The sequence below is a fragment of the [Empedobacter] haloabium genome (genome assembly GCA_008011715.2).
Classification (GTDB): Bacteria; Pseudomonadota; Gammaproteobacteria; order Burkholderiales; family Burkholderiaceae_D; genus Rugamonas; species Rugamonas haloabia.
Genome location: CP136508.1, coordinates 4,511,810 through 4,534,516, shown reverse-complemented (window position 1 = coordinate 4,534,516; position 22,707 = coordinate 4,511,810). Strand labels below are relative to the sequence as shown.

The following is a 22,707-nucleotide window of genomic DNA, read 5'->3' as shown; positions in this document are numbered from 1 at the left end:
CTGCTAATCGGCGTAACTTTTCCCATGATCGAAAGTAGAAGCTACGCTACAATCCTCTATTGCCCGTCGAATTGGTCAAAACCTACGCCGGGCCTGCGCCACATGAGGAAGAAATGCCATTCGATGTACGCGCGGCCAAACTGTTAGAGGCCGGTCAACACTTTACCATTTCCGAGTGCCCAGGTCTCCGCCTGCAGGCGACCGCCAGCAAGCGGACATGGATTTACCGATACAAAAGCCCGGTCGACCAGAGGATGAAACAGACGAAGATCGGCGAATGGCCAGCGACGTCTATCTCGGCCGCAACCGTGGAATGGGAGCGTTTGCGCGCCGACCGCTTGAAGGGCGCGGACGTCAGCGCGGCGAAGCGGCAAGCGCGTGCAGAGGAGAAGAAGCAGGATGCCGCCGAGCGCGAGCAGAAGGTGCTGGCTGCCCTGACCGTCGGGAAGATGTGCGAAACGTACCTCACCCGCCACGTTGAGAAGAACTGGGCCGAGAAGGGAGCGGCCGAGGTGCGGCGCATGTTCGAGACGATGCTGGGCGACGTCGCCGACCTTCCTACGGCTGACGTGACCAGGTCGATCGCCTTCGATCTGATCGAGTCCCACGCACACACGCCCGTTCAGGCGGGGAAACTGCGCGCGGAGATTGGCGCCGCCTGGGAATATGCGCTCGACAGCGGCCGCCTGCCGGAATCGGCGCCGAACTGGTGGCGCCTCATCCTGCGGGGCAAGCTGCGCAGCAAGGGCAGGACAATTCAGGGGGCGGCTACGGGAGTGGTCAAGCGCGTGCTGAGCGAGACCGAGCTGGCGGCGCTCGTGCCCTGGCTACCGAACTTCTCGCGGCTGGTGGAGGACGCGCTGACGCTGTACCTATGGACTTGCGCGCGCGGCTCCGAGATCATGGCGATGCATGCCAGCGAGATCACCAACGAGGAGGACGGGCTGTGGTGGACGGTACCGAAGGAAAAGACGAAGAATAGCTGGCGGGAGCAGGCCGCTGATTTTCGGGTGCCGCTGGTTGGTCGTGCTGAAGCGATTGTGCGGCGCCGGCTGGACGTGGCGAAGGGCGGGTACCTCTTCCCGTCGTCGGGCGACGTTGGGCACGTGGAGCAGAAGACGATCGGCTGCGCGGTGTGGATGCACATGCCATATTCGAAGACGCGGCCAACGTACGAGAGGCCGCGTCTTCCGGTGGAGCGATGGGCGCCGCACGACCTGCGCCGCAGCTCACGCACGGTGCTGGCCGCGCTGGGCTGTCCGGATGAGGTCGGCGAGGCAATCCTGGGGCACATGAAGCCCGGAGTCAAAGGCGTTTACAACCGCCATGCGTACGATCGCGAAAGGCGTGAGTGGTTGACGTGCCTGCACAATCGCCTGACAGAGTTGAGCAACGAATCTATTTCTTGCCGGCTATCACATCGATCATTTTGCTGATGATTTCTAGTTCACTTTTCTCGAGTTTACGTGATTCGAGAATCTCGTTTGTTTCGCCCTCTTTGAGTGTAAAACGGGCTCGAGAATAAGGCGCTCGAATGCACAAGTTTCTCAGTGGCACTCTGATCAGGTGAGTGCTGGCAAATCTTTAATGCGACGACCATTTCCTCACGTCGCCGTTGAATGTGCTCAAAATGGCGGAACTCATCCATGGCCGACCTGTACAGGCGCAGAAAGAAAAACGCAATCACCTCGACTGAGAGAAATAGGCCGAACTTTGGAGCTGAGATAATGATCCAGTCCGCAAAAGTCATATGAGGAATCTTTTCGCTCAACTTATCGAGATCGACGAGGTTGTAGAAGAGCATTATTCCTACCGCTGCCATCGTGCCTCCGATGAATAAAAACACGCCTGCTCTATTGTGAAGCGACGAAGCCAAGGAGCGCGAATGCGCGGCGTAATAGGCGAAGAGTTCAGTAGGCGTGAGTGCAGACAACGCCGAGTAATTTAATTTCTCAACGGTGTTGCGGTTTGCATCAGCGCGAGCCACTTCTCTTACTGCCTTTCGCGCAGCAGCAATTGGATTATCCCCAAAAACCAGTCTGCTTAGAAAGACTATAAACAGGGGGAAAAATCCCCAAAGAAGCCCGGGATTCCAATGATCGATAGTGATCCCAGTGCTTTTGGAGCCGTGTCTCGCTGCTATATCGTAGGCGCCTGCGAGGGCGAAAATTAATGCCCAGGCGAGCCAGAATGCATACTCCGAGTAGACTAAACGTCTGTCATCCCGCAGCACCACTGGCTCACCTTCGTTCATAGCTATCCCCGCACAAAGAAAAAAGCCTAATCTACCACGCTGTCGGAGGATCGACGACCAGTATTTGGTGGTGGCGGAAGGATCGATATTGGGCGCTCCTCCGCCCAGGCTTCGACCTCGCGCAACAGCCAGGTTACCTGCCGGCCGGACAGCTGTCGCGGGCGCGGGAACTCGTTTTCGCGTACCAGGCGCTGGATGGTGGTGGCTGCCAGCGTCACCAGGCTGGCGACATCCTCCAGCTCAACGTATATCGGTTTCATCAAGTACTCCGGTTCGTTCAGTTTGCCGCTCGCGCGACGGGCGCCAGCTGGGACGCGCTCAGGCCGCCCAGGAGCCGCTCAATGACGTTGCCGGCCCGGCGGCACACGTCAGCGGCTTCAGCCGTGCCCCAGCACGCGGAGCGCTCCAGGTCGCGCCGCAACTGCGTCAGCTCGGCCACGCTCACGCCGGTCGGCGGGTCTTGCTCGACGGCCTGCTGCAACGCGCGGTGGGTGCTGACTAGCTCGCGTACAAAGTCCTTTGCGATGCCGGTCGCGCGATCGAGGCCGGCCTGGTCGGTGTACGTCAGGGCGATGCGGCCTGTCGCGTCCGCAGCGTGTGCGGCCTCGACGATGACTTCCGTCAGCGGCACCTGCAGCACCTGCGGTTTTTCGCTGCACTTGCACTCTTGGGCTGCTCCTGCGCCGCCTGCGTCCTGCTGCGCCGCTCGGGCCGCCGCCAGCCGCTGCTCGAGCTGGAACAGCGTCAGGAACTCGGCGGGGAAGCCGGCCAGGCTGTCGCCTTCGCGCTGGTAGATGTTCCAATTGACCGGCCGGAACGCGCACCGAGAGGTGGCCGGCGCGCTGGCTGTGATCGGCATGTTTGGGCCTGGCTGGAGACGGTGCCCGGCGCCGCGCTGTCGGCGGCCTGGTTCTGGTGGAAGATCGGCTGCAACAAGCTGGCCGACGCCGGCAACGTGGACGCGATCTCGGACCTGATCAACCTGGGCCACGGCACCGAGCGAGTGGGCGATTCGATCGGCTACGACAAGCGGCTGAGCCTAACGCGGCACTGCCTGGCGGTGCTGTCATGAACCCGTACGTTCTTCTGGGCGCCGGCGTGCTTTGGCTGGCGTCGGCGGCTGGGGCCTTCTGGTACGGCACCGGCGTTGGCCGCGACGGCGAGATCGCCAAGCAGTCCGCCGTCGACAAAGCCACTGTCGAAACCCGCAAACTCGCAATGGAAGGGGCAGCAGATGCCATATCAAAAATCGTGGTGCGCAACACCACCGTTCAAGGCCGTGTCGAGACGATCGTGCGCGACAATCCTGTGTATCGCGATTGCCGCCATGATCCTGACCAGCTGCGCAACATCAACGAGGCCATCACCGGTCGGGCCGGAGCCACTGGTGACAGCGTCGTGTCCGGAGCTGACCCCGCTCAATGATCCGTCGTTTGGCGCGACGACGGTTAAGCTGATCCAGGTGGCGGGGCAGTACAACGTTTGTCGGGCGACCGTGCTGGCCGAGAAGATGGACTAGCCTGTCAGGGAAGCGTCCTTGAGGCACCCTGTGCCTGGCGCCCGGCGCTTGGCAAACGCGCCGGCCAGTGCCAGCCCGACGAGCAACGTCGCATATGATGCCGGCTCCGGTACCGCGCCGATGACCTGTAACGTGCCGTGGTCGTAGTTGCCCGAAGCGGTGCCGAACACGAAGCCGGAAGCATCATTGTTGTATTCGAAGCTCAGCGAAAAGCTTCCGCCCAGGCTCTGCAGAGGCGCATCGCCCGTGTCAGACGGCAGCGACGTGCCAAGAACCTGCGGATCAAATCTGAATGAATGGTGGAAGTAGAACACCGGGCCGTACTCGTTGTAGGGCGATGTGAAGCTCTGGCTCAGCACCGTTGTGGCACTGCCTGACCCATCGTGGCGGGTGGCAAGCGTGGTGACAGCTACCCCTTCCGCCTGCATGCGATTCGTCTTGCCGTTGACGGTCAACGTAATGTCGAGAACAGTCCTTTGCCATGACTCGGCATTGTCGATCGATCCGCTCACAGTCAGCGTGTACGGCCCGATACCTTGGAAAGTGCCTAAACCGCGGTCCCCCGAGTAAAAGTCGAATTCCCCCGCATCGCCGGTGGAAACAGTGGTGAAAGTGACGGGTACGGCTTGCACGGTACCGGCAGCAAGGCTGCAGGCGAGCAAGATCAGACGAGCGAGGAGCTGTTTCATTTTTCTTCCTTGATAGAGTTATTAGGCAGCCAAAGGACCGGAACGGATGAGATGACGACCATGGCGATGCACAGCCAGCCGCGATGTTATAAAAAATGCACCATCACCGAAGTGTAAACGCGACAGTGCCATCGATCAAGCAATAAGATCAGGCGATGAAGGCAGCGGCATTGCCCTGTGCGATATGCTGTACGCGTATACAGTAGAGGGCCCCATGAATGGATTTCTCGACTGGAGACTATGTGACACCGTAGGGTAACAACGGGGTGCTCTCCGGCTGTCATCGTTATGATGGCGTATATGACGGGTCTGAGAGCTGGTACCGAATCCCGCCGCGTTTAACTGCTAGACAGCTCGTGCGCGTTTTGCGACTAACTAGACGGTGTCCGTGCTCCCAGGCGCCGGAGTGAAGTGAGCAGACCTCTTCATTCGAGCCTTTTTCGCGTTGGGTCCATCGACGCGGCCACAGACTCGGCCCATGCTGCCCATTCAGCAGGCAGCGTCATACCGCGTGCACTGGCAGAACCTCGGATGTGGTTGACATACGCCAGGATGCGCTGAGCGTCTTTCCAGGCGGTTGCCTCTGCAACCAACTCACGTGTCCGCTCGACTTCAGTTTTTTGGAGCCGGGCTACTTCCTCGGCGGCAGCACGCTCCTGCGCTCTCAACTGGGCTACTTGTTCCTCGCGATGTCTTCGCTCCGCCAATGCCGCATGCCATCGGCGGCTAGAAGCGAGTGCGCGGTATATGCGAGCCATGAAATCGTTTAGCTGTTGCTCCAGTGCCTGATCGGGACTGTCTTCGATACTCGTTTCCGAAGCGATCACGCCAAGGAATATTCGAAGGCGACCAGTCGGCGCTCGTGCCAAAACGGTATTTTCGCCTAGTTCGACGGGCCGCTTTTCGTGCTCAACTTTCTCGGACATCCGCAGCTTGACGGTCTCGGCGCCATCGCTCACTTCGACCCGTCGGTCGCCCATTTCGATGCGTAGCCCACGTGCTACGCATGCTTTCAGTAACGTATCCCATAGGCGCAGTGCTCGGTCTGCAGACTCGATCGATACCCGAAGCGGAAGTACTGCTGGATCGATCTCCATGACCCCCGTCTCTAAATATCGGCGCCAGCTTGGTCTAGAGAGCGCCCCCCAATCCGGCTCCCACGGAGCCCCTGGTTTTCGCTTCTTGGGTCTCTCAGCATGCGCGCGTGAACGCTGTAGGCCGTTGATCTCAGTACGTACCGCAGCGGCGGCGGATCTTACAAGTGGATGAGGTTTCACTAGATCGGGGAATACCACAATCGCATTTGCAGGGGCGGCTTCGAAAGCGATTCGATCTCTGAGCCAGTCGTCGGTGTCAAATGGAGCTTTGTCGGTGGAGTCAGGTACACGTGAAGAAAAGTGCGTGCGTCCATCTGTCGGGGGCAGCGGAGGGATGGGCAACCGATGGCCGGCCTGAACTTTCGCCCAATGACCTTTTCCAGGCAGTGGGATTGAAAGGGCCACGCACACCTTGCGGATCCCACTGTCCGAAAGTAGGTACTTCTTCGCAAGTGCAGTCATAGGCGTGGCCCACACTTCTTTGTAGAGAGATTCACGCTCGAACAGAACTTCCATTTATGCTCCTATGTCCCATGCGCCACAGGCGTAGTTTTCAGCGTAGCAAACTTAGCTCATCACTGCATTCCGATCGAGAACACACTGCTGCATCATCGGAGTCACTTTTTCGGCAGGGCTGTGCTTGACGGCGGCGGCGTTGATTTCGGCCGGAACGTTCATTTCTGGAAGTCGGCAAGGCTGGCGCGCCGGGGTGGCGCAGGTTGTCAGGGGTGCATTTTACCTGTTCCGGGCGGATGGTTGGGTCGGGGCGACAGAAGGCGCGCTGCGTTACCTGGTTGTTGTGTGCGCTGTACAGGCGCGCGACCGGCAGGAGTGATTCACTCGTTTGGAGAGCGCTCGATGCAAGAACCGCAGGGAGCGATTACGGTGTCCGAGCGCGCCCAACGCTGGCCAGGGTACGAGCTTGCATGAGCCTTGCCAGAAGGCGCGCTTTGGACGGCGCGCAGCGCAGGTGCGATCGGGTGCGCCTGCGCTGCGGTCTCGATGTCAGCGAGTAGAAGAGCGGTGCACCCGACGGCGGTACAAGCCGAGCAGGCCCAAGCCGCCTGCCAGCGTTGCCCAGGTTGCCGGCTCCGGGACCGATGGCACCCGGCCTTGTGAGAACAACGATATTTCCGTGTTCAGTTCGACCGCGCCGAACAGAAAGTCTGCGCTTGCGTTGTGCAAGCTCTGGACCAGAGTGACCGATTGATGGACGACGGGATTCTCGCTTGTGCCGTAGTAACCGTGGAACGCGTCTTCGGCCGGCCACCAGTCTTCACCGGCTCTATGCACGGCCAGATTGGCGTAAGTGTACAGGCCTGACAATGCCTGCGGATCTTCATTCAGAAGCGCGTCAACCCTGGTCTTGACTGCGAACCTGACAGCGGTGTTGGGCGAGAGCTCGAATACCATCGCGCCTGTATACAACTTTGCCTCCGCGCTGGCCTTCTCGCCGCGGCGATCGATGTGTCCGTCGAGTGAAATCCGCAGCGTCGCAGGGTCGCGCCAGTCGCTGATAGCGGCATGACTTGTCGAGTTGCCGCTGCTCTTGAAGGACGTTGCATCCTCTCCCGGCAGCAGTGGGTCGCCGTAGACCGTGCTGCTACCCGCGAGGACGCCGTCCCATGCACCTGCGCCGATCTTGCTGTACTCGGCCCGGATCCGTGGTGTTTCAAAATTGCCGAATGTAAGCGATGGCGCAATGCCATCGTCTGGCGCCAGGTCGACCAGCGTGTATGTGACGGGGCCGACAGAAAAATGTACGGTTGACTCGGCCATCGCGGGACATGCGCTGCTCAATAGGGCGACCGTAGCAAACAAACTGGCGCGGATTTTCATTATTACTTGCCTTATACTAGTTAATATTTAAATAATGCTGCCTTTCGCAGTATAGCTTCATTTTGTTGAGGTCGTCACGCCTCCCATGCTCCCCGTTGGGACCCCCGAAACGTCGCGACGCACGGCGGAGCCCGCTTCTGGTGGCGCTGATTTCGGCTGGAACGCGTCGGGCCACGCTGCCGCGCGCGAGCGCGCCCGTCATCTTTGCAGCTGTCCCAACGGAACACGAAAAACACATCCCAGGCAATTACCGCAGCCCGGGTATTACTTGCCGCGGGATGCTGTCCGGCGTTTGCCTGCCGCGCCCAGCAACAGCAGCCCGGCCGACAGCATGGCCCAGCTTGCCGGCTCGGGAATCGCGAATACCGCCGCCTGCGCATGCAGGTCCAGGGTCACGGCAAGATCGTTGGCGCTGCTGTTCTCGTAGCGCAGGGCGAAGTCGTCGTGCAGCTCGTCGATTCCGCCATCCACCGATGTGTAGCTGATCTGCGCCATGTCCACCCGACGCCCGGCGGCATCGATAAGGCCCACATCGACCCTGCTGACGGCGTCGTAGCGCATCTGGTCGAAATGGGCCGTGGCGAGCGTATCGACGTGGCCGCCCACGATCAGCACTGTATTGGGCCGCAACGTCAGCAGGACGCGCTGGATGCTGTGGGCGCCGGCGTGGCCGAAGGTGTCTAGCTCGGCCGTGCCACGGGCGCGCGTGTCCAGCGCGCCGATCGCGCCGCTCGTGCTGCCTTCGCCGAACGACGGACCGTAGTCGACCCGGGCCACGCCAGGCTGGTAAGGCTCCAGGAAGAAATTCTGCTCGCCCGGATTGCCGCGCTGCGAGTAGGACGCGAACACCTGGGAGTTGGCGATGGCAACGATCTCGTAGCCTGCGGCGGCACCGTCATCGGGCGTCAGGTCCAGCGTGCTGAACTGCACGTTCGACAGGCGGGATGCCGCGTTGCCATCGGCCAGGACGGGGCTGGCCAGCAGGGCCAGGCAGGATGCCGCGAGCGCGGCTGGAAGACGAAACGGCGATTTCATCAATGCCTCCGGTCGGTGATGGGGAAACGAGCCCGCGCGAGGGCTTGCTGCGCTGGCCCGTGCATGCTACCGCAGGAAGCCGCGCCGCAGGACGGTTCGAGCGGTCCAGCGACATTTAAACAACTCGACGATGGCCGTCGCGTCGCCGCGGCCGGGACTCAGCCGAACTGCCGGCCATTTTCATCCCGCGCGCGCGTACGCACCTCCAGCACGATCAGCCCCACCGGCGCCCCGGCCCGGAACGGTGCCGGCCGGCCCTCGCCGCGCCGCCGCCGCAACGCCGCATGCAGCCGCGTCAGCTGCCATGCCGTCAGCGCGGCGAGCGGCGACGGATTCAGTTCATCGGTCACCTGCCAGTGTGGAAATGTTCGCCGCAGCCGGGCCGCGCCGGCGCGCCGGGTGGCGAGATCGGCCAGCAGGTGGCTTTCCAGCCTGATCGTGGCCGTCATGCCGGCGTCGTCCATGCGATGCAGGATACGGTAAATGTCTTCCGTGATGAAGGCCGGCTGCTGGCGCGCGTAGTACCACGGCAGCAGCGAAACCGCCGGGCCCATGTGGATGGTCCAGCGCCGGTGGCCGTTGCCGTGGGCGATCATGTTCGTGCCCGGATACGACCAGCCATAGCGCATCAGTACCAGCAGCGCATACCCGAGCGTGACGACGACCTGCAGCGCGACCACGGCGCCGCCCCAGCGGCCGCGCTGCGCATCGGCCAGCCATAACGCTGCCGTGCCAGCGGCCAGGACGAGACCGCTGGCGATGAAATGACGGTGGCCAGGCACGCAGCGCAGCGGGGAAAAGTACAGGCGATGGAGCAGCGAAGGCGGGATTGCAGTCATCGGCGGATTTGGTAGCAAGAAATAAATTGCTGAAAGCAATAATGTATACTTTTTCTTGGTAACAATCATCTGCGATAGATGGCAGTACCGGATGTGCCCGGCGGATTTGGCGCTGTTTCGTTCGGCGCACTACTTGAGAGATGGTATTCACAGGTATAGTGGCGCCATGGAAAAGGAAAAACTGAAGGATTTCGCCGCCATCGTCGCCGAGGCGCAGCGAGGTGAGCTGGTGTTCCCCACCAGCGTCAACGCGGCGTTGTCGCTGCAGCTGTGCCTGGCCGATCCGGCCTGCCACGACGAAGACGTCATCAGGAAGCTGCTGGCCGAGCCGGTGCTGGCCGCCCGTGCCGTGGCGCTGGCCAATTCGGCCGTGTTCCGTTCGAACGGTGCCGCGCTGGCGACCAGTGTGCGCACGGCCGTGATGCGGCTGGGCTATCGCAACCTGTATTCGCTGGCCGCCGCGATGGTGGTGCGCCAGTTCGGCGCCCGCATCGCCGACCCGGCCTTGCGCATCCAGGCCGAGCAGCTGTGGCGCTACACCGCGCACGTGGCGGCGCTGGCCTACGTGATCGCCCAGCGCATCACGAAGATCGACGCCGACACCGCGCTGTTCGCTGGCATCATGCACGAAGTGGGCGGCTTCTATCTGCTGGGCCGCGCGGATGCGCTGCCCGGCCTGCTGGACGATCCGGAAGAGTGGATGGGCGCGGCGCAGGAGATCATCGCGCGCGAAATCATGAAGAAGCTGCAGGTGCCGGAGCCGGTGGCGATCGCCATCGTGTCGCTGCGCGGTGGTGCCATCGGCATCCCGCCGCAGGGACTGCGCGATACGCTGCTGCTGGCGCGGCAACTGTCGCCGGTGGCGTCGCCGCTGCCGTACACGGACGACCTGGCGCTGACCCGCACGCCAGCCCTGACGCGCTACCTCAACGAACCCGACGTGGCCGCGCTGCTGGACGAGGCGGCCGACCAGGCCAAGTCGATGAGCGCGGCGCTGCTGGTCTGAAAAACCCGGGACAGACCCGGGTTTTCAGGAAAACAAAATCAAGCCTCGAGGGTCTGCTCGAGGATCTTCACCAGCGACCCGATGCCTTCGGCGTCCACCTGGTCGAAGCGGTTCGGCAGCGGGCTGTCCAGGTCGAACACGCCGATGATCTCGCCCTTCGAGAACACCGGCACCACCAGCTCCGAGCGCGAGTTGACGTCGCAGGCGATATGGCCAGGGAAGGCATGCACGTCCGCGACGACGATCGCCTCGCCTTTTTCCACCGTCGTGCCGCACACGCCGCGGCCGCGCTTGATGCGGATGCAGGCCGGCTTGCCCTGGAACGGGCCCAGCACCAGTTCGTCCTGCGTTTTCAGGAAGTAGAAGCCGGCCCAGTTCAGGCCCGGCATCGTGTTGAACACGAGGGAGCTGAAATTGGCCGTGTTGGCGATCCAGTCGGTTTCGCCGTGCACGAGGCCCGCCAGCTGCGAGCGCAGGTCGGCATACATGGCTTGTTTGGCTTGCGGCGTGTCGGTGCCGTAGGTGGTGTCGCTGAGATGGAAAGTCATGACGTGTGCAGCAATGTTGGGAAAGCCGCGATGTTACCCTGATTTGCGCCCCCGCGCCTGAGCCAGATGCTGCTGGGCGATGCGCCGCAGCGTGGCGCTGGCCGGATGCGATGTCGCACCGCTCGCCAGCCCCAGCCCGACGGCCAGCTCGATCCCTTCGCGCAGCGGGCGGTAGACGACACCGCGCAGGCGCAACGCCGCGAACGAAGCAGGCAGCAAGGCGATGCCCTGGCCGGCCGCGATCCCGGCCAGGAGCACGTGATGGTCCTGCGGCTCGCGCAACAGGCGCGGGGCGAAGCCATGGCGCGCGAACACGGCGTGGCAATGATCGAAGAACGCCGGCTGGCGGGCCCGCTCGAACCAGAACAGCTTGTCGTCCGCCAGGTCGGCCAGTGCCACCTGGCGCCGCCGCGCCAAAGGATGCGCGGCCGGCAGCGCGGCCAGCAGCGGCTGCGGCCCGAGCGGCGCCACCGCCAGCTCGAACGTGCGGGTGGGCAGCGCAATGACGGCGGCATCGAGCCTGCCGGCCCGCAGCGCCGCCACCAGCTTCGGCGACGCGTCCGCGTGCAGCACCGGCGGCTGCGGCAGCGCGCGCGCCAGCGCTTCCGTGAATGGCCGGAACAGCCCGGCCTGCACCGCCGTCGTCAATCCCAGCCGCAGTGGCGCGGCCGTGCCGTCGCCCAGCGCGCGCACGGTGCCAAGCGCCTCGTCCAGCAGCGCCAGGATGCGCTGTGCGCGCGGCAGCAGCGCCTTGCCCGCGCTGGTGAGCGCCACGTGCCGGGTGTCGCGCTCGAACAGGCGCTGGCCCAGGCGTTCCTCCAGCTGCCGGATGGCGCGGCTCAGTGGCGGCTGCGTCATGTGCAGCCGCTCCGCCGCCTGGCGGAAGTTCAGGCAAGTGGCCACGGCGACGAACAGCTCCAGGGCGCGGGTATCGAGGGCTCTCATACCGAAAAGGTATCACGATTTGCGACATTCCTCCCCTGCCGGCCGCGCCGCACAATGCCTGCATCGATCAAGGAGGAAGCGATGAAGACACGCAAACTGGCGGAGATGGAAGTATCGGCCCTGGGCCTGGGCTGCATGGGCATGTCCGAGTTCTACGGCCCCAGCGACGATGCCGAGTCGCTGCGCACGCTGGCCCGCGCGGCCGACGAAGGCGTCACGCTGTTCGACACGGCCGATACGTATGGCTGCGGCCACAACGAGGAACTGCTGGGCCGCTTCCTGCGCGGACGCCATGGCACCGTGCGCATCGCCACCAAGTTCGGCCTGGTGCGCACGCCGGGCAGCTACGCGCGCCGCATCGACAACAGTCCCGCGTACATCCGCGCGGCCTGCGAGGCGTCGCTGCGCCGGCTGGGCGTGGAGACGATCGACCTGTATTACGCGCACCGCCTGGACCCGGCCGCGCCACTGGAGCAGACCATCGGCACGCTCGCGCGCCTGGTGGAGCAAGGCAAGGTGCGCGCCATCGGCCTGTGCGAGGTGGCGCCGGCCACGCTGCGCCGCGCCGCCGCGATCCACCCGATCGCCGCCGTGCAGAGCGAGTATTCGCTGTGGACGCGCGACCCGGAGGGCGGCGTGCTGCAGGCCTGCCGCGACCTGGGCACGGCATTCTGTGCGTACAGCCCGCTGGGACGTGGCTTCCTGACCGGCAGTGTCGATACGGCCAGCCTGGCGCCGGGCGACTTCCGCAGCTTCAACCCGCGGTTCACCGGGCCTCACGCACGGGCCAATGCCGGCCTGGCCGATGCCGTGCGGGCGCTGGCGGTGACCAAGGGCTGCACGCCGGCCCAGCTGGCGCTGGCCTGGCTGCTGGCACGCGGCGCACACGTGCTGCCGATTCCCGGTACCCGCCGCCCGGACCGCCTGCTGGAAAACCTGGGCGCCCTGGCGGTGCGGCTGGATGCCGCCGACCTGGCGGCGATCGATGCGGCCTTCCCGCCTGGGATTGCCAGTGGGGAACGATACTCACCAGAGGGCATGAAGGGGCTGAACGCCTGACTGGCCTGCCGGATTCAACCATGCGCTGTCATTTTGACAAATGCTGGTACCATTCGTCCTTGCCGAAAAAGGGCGCAGCGAGCCGCCGGCCCACGGGAACCACCGCCGGGCCGGCGGCTCGTTACGCCCTGTCGAAACGAACCGTTACCAGAGTACAGACCCGCTGTGACAGCCTTGATCAACATCCTCGTCGTGGACGACGTCCCGCAGAACCTCATCGCCATCGAGGCCTTGCTGGCCCGGCCCGGTATCGCCCTGCTGAAGGCGGCCTCCGGCGCGGAGGCGCTGGAGCTGCTGCTGGCGCACGAAGTGGCGCTGGCGCTGGTGGACGTGCAGATGCCGAACATGGATGGCTTCGAACTGGCAGAGCTGATCCGCGGCAGCGAGCGCACCCGCTCGATCCCGCTGATCTTCCTGACGGCCGCCTCGCGCGAGCCGAGCTACAGCTTCCGCGGCTACGAGGCCGGCGCCGTCGATTTCCTGTACAAGCCGATCGACGCCAAGGCCCTGGTCAGCAAGGTCAACGTGTTCGTCGAGCTGTACCAGCAGAAGAAGCAGCTGTCGCAGCAGCTGGAGGAACTGCGCCGGGCGCTGCACCTGAACGAGATGTTCACCGCCGTGCTGGGGCACGACCTGCGTACGCCGCTGTCGGTCGTCATGAACGGCGCCATGCTGCTGCCGATGATGACGGACCATCCGAAAGTGGCCGTGACGGCGCAGCGCATCCAGAGCAGCGCGAAGCGGATGGCCTCGATGGTGGACCAGCTGCTCGACCTGGCGCGCATCCGCAGCGGCGACATGCACCTGAAAACGGCGCCGCACGACCTCGAGCAGCTGTGCCGCGCGATTGCCGACGAATTCACCGTGGCCGAGCGGCCCTCGCGTGTGCAGGTCGAATGCAGTGGCGACCCGGTCGCGCCGGTGGACGCCGGCCTGCTCGCGCAGGCCCTGTCCAACCTGCTGGGCAACGCCCTGCAGCATGGCGAGGCGGACCAGCCGGTGCAGGTGCGCGTGGACGGTCGCGGCGCCGAGCGTGTCGCCATCGTCATCGTCAACCGTGGCAGCATCGCCGCCGAGCGGCTGGCGCACATCTTCGAGCCGTTCCAGCACCGTGACAGCAGCCGCAAGTCCGGCCAGGGCCTGGGTCTGGGACTGTACACGGCCAGTACCTTCGTGCGGGCCCACGGCGGCGACGTGGCGGCGGTATCGGAGCATGGCATCACCACGCTGACGGTGACGTTGCCGCGTGCGCCGCGGCCGGCTATGCAGGAACCGCCACGATGAACTGCCCCGACAGCGCCGCCCTGGGCGGCATCGCCTCGTACGTGCCGCGTGGCGGCGGTGCCACCGGGGACCTGGTGCGCGCCTTCGACTGGAGCACCACCGCGCTGGGCGCGCCGGCCGGGTGGACGCCGGCACTGCGCACGGCCGTCGACATCGTGCTCAACTCCCCCATCGCGATGGTGCTGATGTGGGGGACCGAGCACGTCATGATCTACAACGACGGCTACGCGGAAATCGCGGCGGCGCGCCATCCGGCCGCGCTGGGCGGCACGGTTCCCGGCACCTGGCCCGAGATATGGGACTGGAACCGTGCGATCCTCGACGCGGGCCTGCGCGGCGAGACACGCCAGCACCTGGGCGCCGGCTTCACCGTGCTGCGCAACGGCGCGCCGGAAGAGGTGTGGTTCGACCTGTTCTACACGCCGGTCTACGACAGCTGCGGCGCCGTCGGCGGCGTGCTGTGCACCGTGGTGGAAGTGACGGAGCGGGTCCGGCGCGAACGCCTGGCCGCGCAGGACCGCGCCGAACTGGACCAGGAGAACCGCCGGCTGCGCGAAGAGACGACGCTGCTGCGCGAGCTGTTCGAGCAGGCCCCGAGCTTCATGGCCGTGCTGCGCGGGCCGGAGCACGTGTTCGAGCTGGCCAACCGGCCCTACCAGCAGCTGGTGGGCGGGCGCGACATCATCGGCAAGCGCCTGGCCGAGGCGCTGCCGGAGGTGCGTTCGCAGGGCTTCATCGACCTGCTCAACCGCGTCTATGCCAGCGGCCAGCCCTATGTCGGCCGGCAGCAGAAAGTGGAGCTGTTGAAGCAGCCGGGCGGCACGCTGGAACCGCGCTACCTGGACTTCGTCTACCAGCCGCTGCGCGCCCCGGACGGCAGCGTGACCGGCGTGTTCGTGGACGGCGTCGACGTCACCGATCGCATCATCACGGAGGAGCGCCTGCGCATGGCGCAGCAGGCCGGCGGCATCGGCAGCTTCGAGTGGTTCCCCGCCACGGGCAAGATGATGGTGTCGGGCCAGTTCCGGCGCGTGTGGGGCCTGGCCGAGGACGTCGAGGTGACGCAAGACTTGCTGGTGGCGATGATCGACGAGCAGGACCGCGACCGCGTCGGTCCGAACCGGCTGGGCAGCGACAATCCGCTGGCCTACTCGGAGTACCGCATCCGCCGTGCCGATACCGGCGAAGTGCGCTGGGTGGCGCGCCAGGGCGAGGTGATCGAGGGGGCGACGGAGGCGCAGCGGCGCTACGTGGGCGTGGCATTCGACATTACGCAGCGGCGGCAGATCGAGCAGGAGCTGCGCACCAGCCAGGACCGGCTCGCGGCGATCTTCGGCCAGGCTTCCGTCGGCCTGACGGAACTGAGCCTGGACGGGCGCTTCCAGCGCGTCAACGGGGCGCTGTGCCGCATGCTGGGCCGCGGCGAGGAGCAGATCCTGGGCCTGCACATGGACGACCTGATCCACCCGGACGACAAGGCCGGCAACACCGCACTGGTGGCGCACCTAGTGGCGACGGGCGCACCGTTCACGCTGGAGAAGCGTTACTTCCGCCCCGACGGCGAGTGGGTCTGGATCTCGAGCAGCATGAGCCGGCTGGACGATGCGGCGGGGCAGCCCGTCGCGCTGATCGCCGTGAAGATCGACATCACGGAGCGGCGCCGCATCGAAGCGGCGCTGCGCGACCTGAACGACACGCTGGAGCAGCGCGTGGCGCGCGAGATCGCCGAGCGGGACAAGGCCGAGGAAGCGCTGCGCCAAGCCCAGAAAATGGAAGCGGTGGGCCAGCTGACGGGCGGTGTCGCGCACGACTTCAACAACGTATTGCAGATCATCTCGGGCAACCTGCACCTGCTGGCGCAGCATGTGCAGGCGGACCAGGTGGCGCGGCGCCGGCTGGAGATGGCGATCGGCGCCGTCGAGCGTGGCGCCAAGCTGTCGTCGCAGCTGCTGGCGTTCGCCCGGCGCCAGCCGCTGCAGCCGGTGGTGGCGGACCTGGGCCGGCTGGTGTCGAACATGGACGAACTGCTGCGCCGCGCATTGGGCGAGGCGGTGGAACTGGTCGTCGTCGTCGGCAGCGGCTTGTGGAACACGCTGGTCGATCCGGGGCAGATCGAGAACGTGATCCTGAACCTGGCGATCAACGCGCGCGACGCGATGCAGGGCGCGGGGCGCCTGACCATCGAGCTGGGTAACGCGGTGCTGGACGAGTACTACGTCAACAACCTGGTCGACGTGCCGTCCGGCCAGTACGTGATGCTGTCGGTGACGGACACCGGCTGCGGCATGACGCCCGAGGTGCTGCAGCGCGCCTTCGAGCCGTTCTTCACGACCAAGCCGGAGGGCGAGGGCACCGGGCTGGGACTGTCGATGGCGTATGGCTTCGTCAAGCAGAGCCGTGGCCACATCAAGATCTACAGCGAACCGGGGCAGGGCACCAGCGTCAAGATCTACCTGCCGCGCACGATGCAGGCGGAAACGGACGACATCGCGCCGCGCAGCGGGCCGGTCACGGGTGGCAGCGAGACGATCCTCGTGGTGGAGGACGACGAAGGCGTGCGCCACGTGGTGCTGGACATGCTGGCGGCGCTGGGCTACCGCGTGCTGCAGGCCGAGAACGGCGAGCAGGCGTTGCGCGTCATCGAGTCGGGCGAGCCGGTGGACCTGCTGTTCACGGACGTGGTCATGCCTGGTCCCTTGCGCAGTCCCGAGCTGGCACGCATCGCGCAGCAACTGCGGCCGGACCTGGCGGTGCTGTTCACGTCCGGCTATCCGCAGAATTCGATCGTGCACGGCGGCCGGCTGGATGAGGGCCTGGAGCTGCTCAGCAAACCGTACCGGCGCGAGGAGCTGGCGCGCAAGCTGCGCCACGTGCTGAACAACCGCGCGCAGCAAACGCTGGCGCAGGCGCGCCAGCGCAGCGTGCTGGAAGCGCGGGCTGGTGGCGCCAGCGAGCTGCTGGAGCCGGCACCGGCCATCCAGCGCGACGCCTCCCTGCGCGTGCTGGTGGTCGAGGACAACCTCGATTCGCAACAGATGGTGTGCGAACTGGTGGGCATGCTGGGGCACACGGTGTCCGGCGTGTCCGATGGCGAGGCGGCCTGGGAGCTGATGCAGACGCAGGACTTCGACATCCTGTTCACGGATGTCAGCCTGCCCGGCATGTCCGGCATCGAACTGGCGCGCCGGGTGGTGGCCGCCAAGCCGATGCGGGTGATCTTCTCGACCGGCTATGGCAAGGAAGCGCTCGACCACCTGGGCTTCCCGGCCGCCTGCCTGCGCAAGCCGTATGACCTGATGGAGCTGCAGGCCGCGCTGGACGCGGCACGCGCGCAAGCGCCGGTCGATCATCCACACTGACGAAAGGGCATCATGAGCACGGAACTGTATCTGCTGGGCTGGACCCTGGTTCTGGCGATTGTCCAGATCCTGCTGCACTCGACCCTGCGCACGCGCGAGACGGGCATCATGTACAACGCCAGCGCGCGCGATGGCGCGGCGCCGCCGCCGGGCAAGGTGACGGCGCGCCTCGAACGCGCGAAACTGAACCTGTTCGAGACGCTGCCGCTGTTCGCCGCCGCCGTGCTGGCGGCGCATGCCGCCGGCGCCGAGGGCACGCTGACGTGGTGGGGCTGCTGGCTGTACCTGGGCGCGCGCATCGTCTACGTGCCGTTGTATGCAATGGGGGTGCCGGTGGTGCGGTCGCTGGTCTGGCTGGTGTCGCTGGCAGGCCTGGGCATGGTGATTTACGCGCTCCTGAGCCATTACTGAAGCGCGCCACGGGGCTGCGCCGATACCGGGTTCAGCTCTCGCTACTCTCCTACGCACTTTGTAGGCTGCGTCCTATGGATTACCGGCCCCGTGGCGCCTACATTGGTTGCTACGATAGTCACCGGATAAATCATGGTAACCCGAAATCTCTCCGCAGCCGAGAAACGCGCCGCCGTGCGCATCGGCACCGCGCGCGCGCGCCTGATCCGCAACCTGCTGCACAACGTGTTCGGCGTGGACCAGTTGCGCGACGGCCAGCGCCGCGTCATCGACAGCGTGCTGGAAGGGCGCGATACCCTGGCCATCATGCCCACCGGCAGCGGCAAGTCGCTCTGTTACCAGATTCCCGCCTCGATCTTCAAGGGCACGACAGTCGTTGTCTCGCCCCTGATCTCGCTGATGAAGGACCAGTTGGAAAAGCTGGAGGAAATCGGCATCGGCGCGGCGCAGTTGAACAGCAGCCTGTCGCGCGAGGAGGAACTGGAAGCGCTGGACAGCATCCGCAACAACCTCAGCAACATCGTGTTCTGCACCCCGGAGCGCCTGGTCACGCCGGAGTTCCTGGACGTGCTGAAGGAAACCGAGATTGCCCTGCTGGTCGTCGACGAGGCCCACTGCATCTCGCAGTGGGGCCACGATTTCCGCCCGGCTTACCTGGAGATCGGCGCGGCCCGGCGCGCGCTGGACAATCCGCCCGTGCTGGCATTGACGGCGACGGCCACGCCGGATGTGATCGACGACATCGGCCGCCAGCTGGGCACGCGCATGCACGTGGTGAACACGGGCATCTACCGGCCCAACCTGCATTACCGCGTCATCCAGATCACCAATCCTGCCGAAAAGACGGCCGAGGCGTTGCGCCTGGTGCGCGAAACGGCGGGCGTGGGCATCATCTACGCCGCCACCGTCAAGGCGGCGGAGGAGATGCATCGCGCCTTGCAGGAAGCCGGCGAAAGCGTCGCGCTGTACCACGGCCGCCTGCCGGCGCGCGAGCGCAAGGAAAACCAGGACCTGTTCATGAACGGCGAGCGCCGCGTGATGGTGGCCACCAATGCCTTCGGCATGGGCATCGACAAGAGCGACACCCGCTTCGTCATCCACCTGCAGGTGCCGGCCAACCTGGAGGCCTACTACCAGGAGTCCGGCCGCGCCGGGCGCGATGGCGAAAATGCCGAATGCACGCTGCTGTACTTCCAGGACGACAAGCGCCTGCAGCAGTTCTTCCTCGTCAAGCACTACCCGTCGGCGCACGAGCTGCGCACGGTCTACGACGCGGTGGTGCCGCTGGTACCGTGCCAGCCGGGCGTGATCGCCGACGCGCTGCCGGACATGGCGGACAGCAAGCTGAAAGTCTGCCTGAAGCTGCTCAAGGACGGCAAGCTGCTGCGCCAGAACCGCAAGCTCGATTACCTGCTGACCAACAAGGACCCCAACGCGGTGATCTTCGACCAGCTCTCGGCGATCTACCAGCACAAGCAGGAGCGCGATCGCGAGGCGCTGGAGCAGATGGTCGGCTATGCGCAGAGCGGCTACTGCCGCTGGAAGCTGATGCTGGACTATTTCAACGACGCCTCGGCCGGGCTGGAACACTGCGGCTGCTGCGACAACTGCGTGTCGCCGCCGTCGGTGCAGGTGGAGGAGGGCGAGGCGGTGCTGTTCGAGCCGCCGCCGGAGCCCTCGGTGCCGCCGGGCCCCGTGATCGCGGTCGGCAGCCAGGTGAAAGTGCCGAAGTTCGACATCGGCACCGTGCTTTCCGTCGCGGGCGACCAGATCACCATCGAGTTCCCCGAGAATACGACGAAGACGTTCATGGCCGAATTCGTGCAGCCGGTGTGATCCGCCAAACCCGCCGGTGACAGGCACCTATCTGGAGGTCTCCGACCTCCAGATAGGTGCCTGTCACCATGGGTCTTGCGGGAACAGCCTGCGGCTGACCCGCGCACTGTACGCCAACGGACATACAAGCAATCCCTCACTAGCTAGAATGACCAAAAGCCGGAAGAGGGAAAGCATATGTCCGATATGGTGGTGGTACGCAAGGAAGGCCTGTACTGTGTGCCGGGCCAGTTCTACATCGATCCGTGGCGGCCCGTCGAGCGCGCCGTCATCACGCATGGCCACGGCGACCATGCGCGCGTCGGCCACGGCCACTACCTGGCCGCCAACCCCGGCGTCGGCATCCTGCGCTCGCGCCTGGGCGAGATCACCGTGCAGGGTCTCGACTACGGTGAAACCATCGAACACAACGGCGTGCGGATCTCGCTGCATCCCGCCGGCCACGTGCTCGGTTCGGCCCAGGTACGGCTCGAATGCGGCGGCGAAATCTGGGTCGCCTCGGGCGACTACAAGGTCGAGGGGGACGCCACCTGCACCCCGTTCGAGCCGGTGCGCTGCCATACCTTCATCACGGAGTCGACCTTCGGCCTGCCGATCTACCGCTGGGAGCCGCAGCAGCAGACCTTCGACGACATCAACGCATGGTGGCGCAAGAACGCCGCCGAGGGACGCGCCAGCCTGATGCTGTGCTACTCGTTCGGCAAGGCGCAGCGCATCCTGTCCGGCCTCGATGCCTCGATCGGCCCGATCATCTGCCACGGCTCCGTAGAGCCGCTGAACCGCGTCTACCGCGCCGCCGGCGTGCCGCTGCCGGAAACGAAGATGGTCAGCGACGTGGACAAGGCCGACATCAAGCGTTCCATCATCATCGCGCCGCCGTCGGCCGGCGGCTCGCCGTGGGTCAAGCGCTTCGGCGACTTCAGCGACGCCTTTGCCAGCGGCTGGATGCTGTTGCGCGGCGCCCGGCGCCGGCGTGGCGTCGATCGCGGCTTCGTGCTGTCCGACCACGCCGACTGGCCTGGCCTGATGAGCGCCATCAAGGCCACCGAGGCGGAACGGGTCGTCGTCACGCACGGTTCGATTCCCACGATGGTGCGCTGGCTGTGCCAGAACGGCCTGGATGCCAAGGGCTTCGACACCGAATACGGCGACGACGAAGCGGAAAATGCGGCGGCGGCCGGCGCGGCGGCGGAAGGCGTGGTGGCAGCCGAGCCGGACCCCGTCGCGCAGCGCTGGGCAGTTGGCGAAAAGGCCGACGCGGCGCGCGCCGCCGGCACGGCCGAAGCGCGTCGCCAGGTGGACGAGGCAGGCGGGGAGGATGCCGATGCGTGAATTCGCCCGCCTGTACGCGGAGCTGGACGAGACCACCGCCACCAACCGCAAGCTGGAAGCCCTGAAGGCTTACTTTTCCAGCGCCGCGCCGGAGAACGCCGCATGGGCCGTCTACTTCCTGGCCGGCGGCAAGCCGCGCCAGGCCGTGCCCGTCAAACTGCTGCGCCAGTACGCCACCGAATACGCGGGCCTGGACGACTGGCTGTTCGACGAATGCTACGACGCCGTGGGCGACCTGGCCGAAACCATCGCCCACATCCTGCCGGAGCCGAAGACGCGCAGCGACGTCGGGCTGGCGGTATGGATCGAGCAGCGCATCGCGCCCCTGCGTGGCGCGGCGCCGGAGACGATACGCCAGGCGCTGTTCGACTACTGGGATGAACTGGAGACGCGCGAACGCTTCCTCTTGATGAAGCTGATCGGCGGCGGTTTCCGCGTCGGCGTCTCGAAGCTCCTCGTCACGCGCGCGTTGTCCGCCATCGCGGCGGTCGACTCGAAGCTGATCGCGCAGCGCCTGATGGGCTGGACGGACGGCAGCGTGCGGCCCACCGCGCAAGGCTTCCTGCAACTGATCGCGGCGCAATCGGACCAGGAACACGCGATGCGCGGCGGCCAGCCTTACCCCTTCTTCCTGGCGCATCAATTGCAGGCGGCGCCGCAGACGCTGGGCGAGCTGAAGGACTGGCAGGTCGAGTGGAAATACGACGGCATGCGCGCGCAGCTGGTCGCGCGCGCCGGCGACAACTGGCTGTGGTCGCGCGGCGAGGACCTGATCACGGAGCGCTTTCCGGAGCTGGCGGCGATCCGGCTGCCCGATGGCACCGTGGTCGATGGCGAGATCCTGGTCTGGCAGACCGGCGACAAGGACAGCGGCAATCCGTCGCCGTTCGCCGACCTGCAGAAGCGCATCGGCCGCAAGACCTTGTCGGCCAAGCTGCTGGCCGAGCTGCCGGCCGCGCTGGTGGCGTACGACTTGCTGGAACTGGATGGCGTGGACCTGCGCCAGCTGCCGCAATGCGAACGGCGCACGCTGCTGGAACAACTGGTGGCGCGCGTGGACAACCCGCGCCTGCGCATCTCGCCGCTTGTCCATGCGACCAGCTGGGACGACCTGGCGCGCATCCGCGACGAGTCGCGCGCGCGCGGCGTCGAGGGCATGATGATCAAGGCCGCCAGCGCGCAATACGGCGTGGGTCGCACCAAGGACGTGGGCACGTGGTGGAAGTGGAAGATCGATCCCTACAGCGTGGATGCGGTGCTGATCTACGCCCAGGCCGGGCATGGCCGGCGCGCCTCGCTGTACACCGACTACACGTTCGCCGTGTGGGACGGCGACGGCAATGGCGGCCGCCAGCTGGTGCCGTTCGCCAAGGCCTACTCGGGCCTGACGGATGCCGAGATCGCGCAGGTGGACAATGCGATCCGCCGCACCACGATCGAGAAGTTCGGCCCGGTGCGCAGCGTGCGGCCGACGATGGTGTTCGAGATCGGGTTCGAAGGCATCGCCGCGTCGCCCCGCCACAAATCCGGCATCGCGGTGCGCTTCCCGCGCATCCTGCGCCGGCGCGACGACAAGAGCGTGGAGGAGGCCGACACGCTCGATACCCTGAAAGGCCTGCTGGCCCAGGCCAGCATCGGCGCATGAGCAGGCGCGC

21 protein-coding genes are annotated in these 22,707 nt (G+C 65.5%); 11 read left to right on the top strand and 10 right to left on the bottom strand.

Annotation, left to right across the window (positions count from 1 at the left end):
• Positions 1-113: 113 nt before the first annotated feature.
• Positions 114-1,436 carry an integrase family protein gene (locus E7V67_019840; protein ID WUR11934.1) on the top strand — a complete coding sequence of 441 codons (1,323 nt, stop codon included), beginning with the start codon at positions 114-116 and terminating at the stop codon, positions 1,434-1,436.
• Positions 1,437-1,462: 26 nt separating this feature from the next.
• Here the strand turns inward: E7V67_019840 and E7V67_019835 are convergent, their stop codons facing one another.
• Genes E7V67_019835 through E7V67_019825 form a run of 3 tightly spaced genes read right to left on the bottom strand, consistent with a single transcriptional unit; the run spans position 1,463 to position 3,113 of the window.
• A complete protein-coding gene (locus E7V67_019835) occupies positions 1,463-2,254 on the bottom strand; it encodes a hypothetical protein (protein WUR11933.1) in 792 nt (263 codons plus the stop codon).
• A gap of 26 nt (positions 2,255-2,280) precedes the next feature.
• Positions 2,281-2,514: an AlpA family phage regulatory protein gene (locus E7V67_019830; GenBank protein ID WUR11932.1), complete on the bottom strand. Its 234-nt coding sequence runs from the start codon at positions 2,512-2,514 to the stop codon at positions 2,281-2,283.
• Between the two features lie 17 nt (positions 2,515-2,531).
• A complete protein-coding gene (locus E7V67_019825) occupies positions 2,532-3,113 on the bottom strand; it encodes a hypothetical protein (protein WUR11931.1) in 582 nt (193 codons plus the stop codon).
• 21 nt (positions 3,114-3,134) lie between these two features.
• On the opposite strand from E7V67_019825, the gene E7V67_019820 reads away from it, so the two are divergent.
• On the top strand, positions 3,135-3,326 hold the full coding sequence (locus E7V67_019820; protein WUR11930.1) for a hypothetical protein: 192 nt from the start codon (positions 3,135-3,137) through the stop codon (positions 3,324-3,326).
• Complete coding sequence (locus E7V67_019815; protein WUR11929.1) at positions 3,323-3,679, top strand: hypothetical protein; 357 nt, start codon at positions 3,323-3,325, stop codon at positions 3,677-3,679. The genes E7V67_019820 and E7V67_019815 overlap by 4 nt, the downstream gene beginning before the upstream one ends.
• Positions 3,680-3,769: 90 nt before the next feature.
• Here E7V67_019815 and E7V67_019810 read toward each other — a convergent pair whose 3' ends face one another.
• The 5 genes from E7V67_019810 to E7V67_019790 form a co-directional block, all read right to left on the bottom strand.
• Entirely contained in the window at positions 3,770-4,462 is a 693-nt protein-coding gene (locus tag E7V67_019810) for a PEP-CTERM sorting domain-containing protein (protein WUR11928.1), read from the bottom strand.
• A gap of 425 nt (positions 4,463-4,887) precedes the next feature.
• Positions 4,888-6,075 (bottom strand): hypothetical protein, encoded by a 1,188-nt coding sequence (locus E7V67_019805; protein ID WUR11927.1) that lies wholly within the window; start codon positions 6,073-6,075, stop codon positions 4,888-4,890.
• Between the two features lie 489 nt (positions 6,076-6,564).
• Positions 6,565-7,398 (bottom strand): PEP-CTERM sorting domain-containing protein, encoded by an 834-nt coding sequence (locus E7V67_019800; protein WUR11926.1) that lies wholly within the window; start codon positions 7,396-7,398, stop codon positions 6,565-6,567.
• Positions 7,399-7,662: 264 nt separating this feature from the next.
• Entirely contained in the window at positions 7,663-8,433 is a 771-nt protein-coding gene (locus E7V67_019795) for a PEP-CTERM sorting domain-containing protein (GenBank protein WUR11925.1), read from the bottom strand.
• A gap of 158 nt (positions 8,434-8,591) precedes the next feature.
• Positions 8,592-9,272 (bottom strand): hypothetical protein, encoded by a 681-nt coding sequence (locus E7V67_019790; protein ID WUR11924.1) that lies wholly within the window; start codon positions 9,270-9,272, stop codon positions 8,592-8,594.
• A gap of 166 nt (positions 9,273-9,438) precedes the next feature.
• Between E7V67_019790 and E7V67_019785 the strand changes: the two genes are divergently transcribed.
• Positions 9,439-10,278, top strand: a complete 840-nt coding sequence (locus E7V67_019785) for an HDOD domain-containing protein (GenBank protein WUR11923.1) — start codon at positions 9,439-9,441, stop codon at positions 10,276-10,278.
• Between the two features lie 38 nt (positions 10,279-10,316).
• Here E7V67_019785 and E7V67_019780 read toward each other — a convergent pair whose 3' ends face one another.
• A complete protein-coding gene (locus E7V67_019780; protein WUR11922.1) occupies positions 10,317-10,826 on the bottom strand; it encodes a GAF domain-containing protein in 510 nt (169 codons plus the stop codon).
• 33 nt (positions 10,827-10,859) lie between these two features.
• The gene (locus E7V67_019775; GenBank protein WUR11921.1) at positions 10,860-11,771 is read right to left on the bottom strand and encodes a LysR substrate-binding domain-containing protein; all 912 of its coding nucleotides are present in this window, start codon (positions 11,769-11,771) and stop codon (positions 10,860-10,862) included.
• Between the two features lie 81 nt (positions 11,772-11,852).
• Here E7V67_019775 and E7V67_019770 point away from each other — a divergent pair, with 81 nt between their 5' ends.
• The 7 genes from E7V67_019770 (at position 11,853) to E7V67_019740 (ending at position 22,697) form a co-directional block, all read left to right on the top strand.
• Positions 11,853-12,830: an aldo/keto reductase gene (locus tag E7V67_019770; protein WUR11920.1), complete on the top strand. Its 978-nt coding sequence runs from the start codon at positions 11,853-11,855 to the stop codon at positions 12,828-12,830.
• Positions 12,831-12,995: 165 nt separating this feature from the next.
• Positions 12,996-14,114 (top strand): hybrid sensor histidine kinase/response regulator, encoded by a 1,119-nt coding sequence (locus E7V67_019765; protein ID WUR11919.1) that lies wholly within the window; start codon positions 12,996-12,998, stop codon positions 14,112-14,114.
• Complete coding sequence (locus tag E7V67_019760; protein WUR11918.1) at positions 14,111-17,473, top strand: PAS domain-containing protein; 3,363 nt, start codon at positions 14,111-14,113, stop codon at positions 17,471-17,473. Before E7V67_019765 ends, E7V67_019760 begins: the two co-directional genes overlap by 4 nt.
• Before the next feature lie 12 nt (positions 17,474-17,485).
• Positions 17,486-17,884, top strand: coding sequence for an MAPEG family protein (locus tag E7V67_019755; GenBank protein ID WUR11917.1), 399 nt, complete (start codon positions 17,486-17,488; stop codon positions 17,882-17,884).
• Positions 17,885-18,016: 132 nt separating this feature from the next.
• Positions 18,017-19,720, top strand: a complete 1,704-nt coding sequence (locus tag E7V67_019750) for an ATP-dependent DNA helicase RecQ (protein ID WUR11916.1) — start codon at positions 18,017-18,019, stop codon at positions 19,718-19,720.
• 177 nt (positions 19,721-19,897) lie between these two features.
• The gene (locus E7V67_019745) at positions 19,898-21,052 is read left to right on the top strand and encodes a ligase-associated DNA damage response exonuclease (protein WUR11915.1); all 1,155 of its coding nucleotides are present in this window, start codon (positions 19,898-19,900) and stop codon (positions 21,050-21,052) included.
• On the top strand, positions 21,045-22,697 hold the full coding sequence (locus tag E7V67_019740) for an ATP-dependent DNA ligase (protein ID WUR11914.1): 1,653 nt from the start codon (positions 21,045-21,047) through the stop codon (positions 22,695-22,697). Before E7V67_019745 ends, E7V67_019740 begins: the two co-directional genes overlap by 8 nt.
• Positions 22,698-22,707 lie beyond the last annotated feature (10 nt).

Coding starts and splice junctions, on each gene's coding strand:
- E7V67_019740 (WUR11914.1), top strand. CDS start 21,045: ATGCGTGAATTCGCCCGCCTGTACGCGGAGCTGGACGAGACCACCGCC.
- E7V67_019835 (WUR11933.1), bottom strand. CDS start 2,254: ATGAACGAAGGTGAGCCAGTGGTGCTGCGGGATGACAGACGTTTAGTC.
- E7V67_019770 (WUR11920.1), top strand. CDS start 11,853: ATGAAGACACGCAAACTGGCGGAGATGGAAGTATCGGCCCTGGGCCTG.
- E7V67_019745 (WUR11915.1), top strand. CDS start 19,898: ATGTCCGATATGGTGGTGGTACGCAAGGAAGGCCTGTACTGTGTGCCG.
- E7V67_019750 (WUR11916.1), top strand. CDS start 18,017: ATGGTAACCCGAAATCTCTCCGCAGCCGAGAAACGCGCCGCCGTGCGC.
- E7V67_019780 (WUR11922.1), bottom strand. CDS start 10,826: ATGACTTTCCATCTCAGCGACACCACCTACGGCACCGACACGCCGCAA.
- E7V67_019825 (WUR11931.1), bottom strand. CDS start 3,113: ATGCCGATCACAGCCAGCGCGCCGGCCACCTCTCGGTGCGCGTTCCGG.
- E7V67_019785 (WUR11923.1), top strand. CDS start 9,439: ATGGAAAAGGAAAAACTGAAGGATTTCGCCGCCATCGTCGCCGAGGCG.
- E7V67_019810 (WUR11928.1), bottom strand. CDS start 4,462: ATGAAACAGCTCCTCGCTCGTCTGATCTTGCTCGCCTGCAGCCTTGCT.
- E7V67_019805 (WUR11927.1), bottom strand. CDS start 6,075: ATGGAAGTTCTGTTCGAGCGTGAATCTCTCTACAAAGAAGTGTGGGCC.
- E7V67_019760 (WUR11918.1), top strand. CDS start 14,111: ATGAACTGCCCCGACAGCGCCGCCCTGGGCGGCATCGCCTCGTACGTG.
- E7V67_019815 (WUR11929.1), top strand. CDS start 3,323: ATGAACCCGTACGTTCTTCTGGGCGCCGGCGTGCTTTGGCTGGCGTCG.
- E7V67_019790 (WUR11924.1), bottom strand. CDS start 9,272: ATGACTGCAATCCCGCCTTCGCTGCTCCATCGCCTGTACTTTTCCCCG.
- E7V67_019755 (WUR11917.1), top strand. CDS start 17,486: ATGAGCACGGAACTGTATCTGCTGGGCTGGACCCTGGTTCTGGCGATT.
- E7V67_019795 (WUR11925.1), bottom strand. CDS start 8,433: ATGAAATCGCCGTTTCGTCTTCCAGCCGCGCTCGCGGCATCCTGCCTG.
- E7V67_019840 (WUR11934.1), top strand. CDS start 114: ATGCCATTCGATGTACGCGCGGCCAAACTGTTAGAGGCCGGTCAACAC.
- E7V67_019775 (WUR11921.1), bottom strand. CDS start 11,771: ATGAGAGCCCTCGATACCCGCGCCCTGGAGCTGTTCGTCGCCGTGGCC.
- E7V67_019800 (WUR11926.1), bottom strand. CDS start 7,398: ATGAAAATCCGCGCCAGTTTGTTTGCTACGGTCGCCCTATTGAGCAGC.
- E7V67_019830 (WUR11932.1), bottom strand. CDS start 2,514: ATGAAACCGATATACGTTGAGCTGGAGGATGTCGCCAGCCTGGTGACG.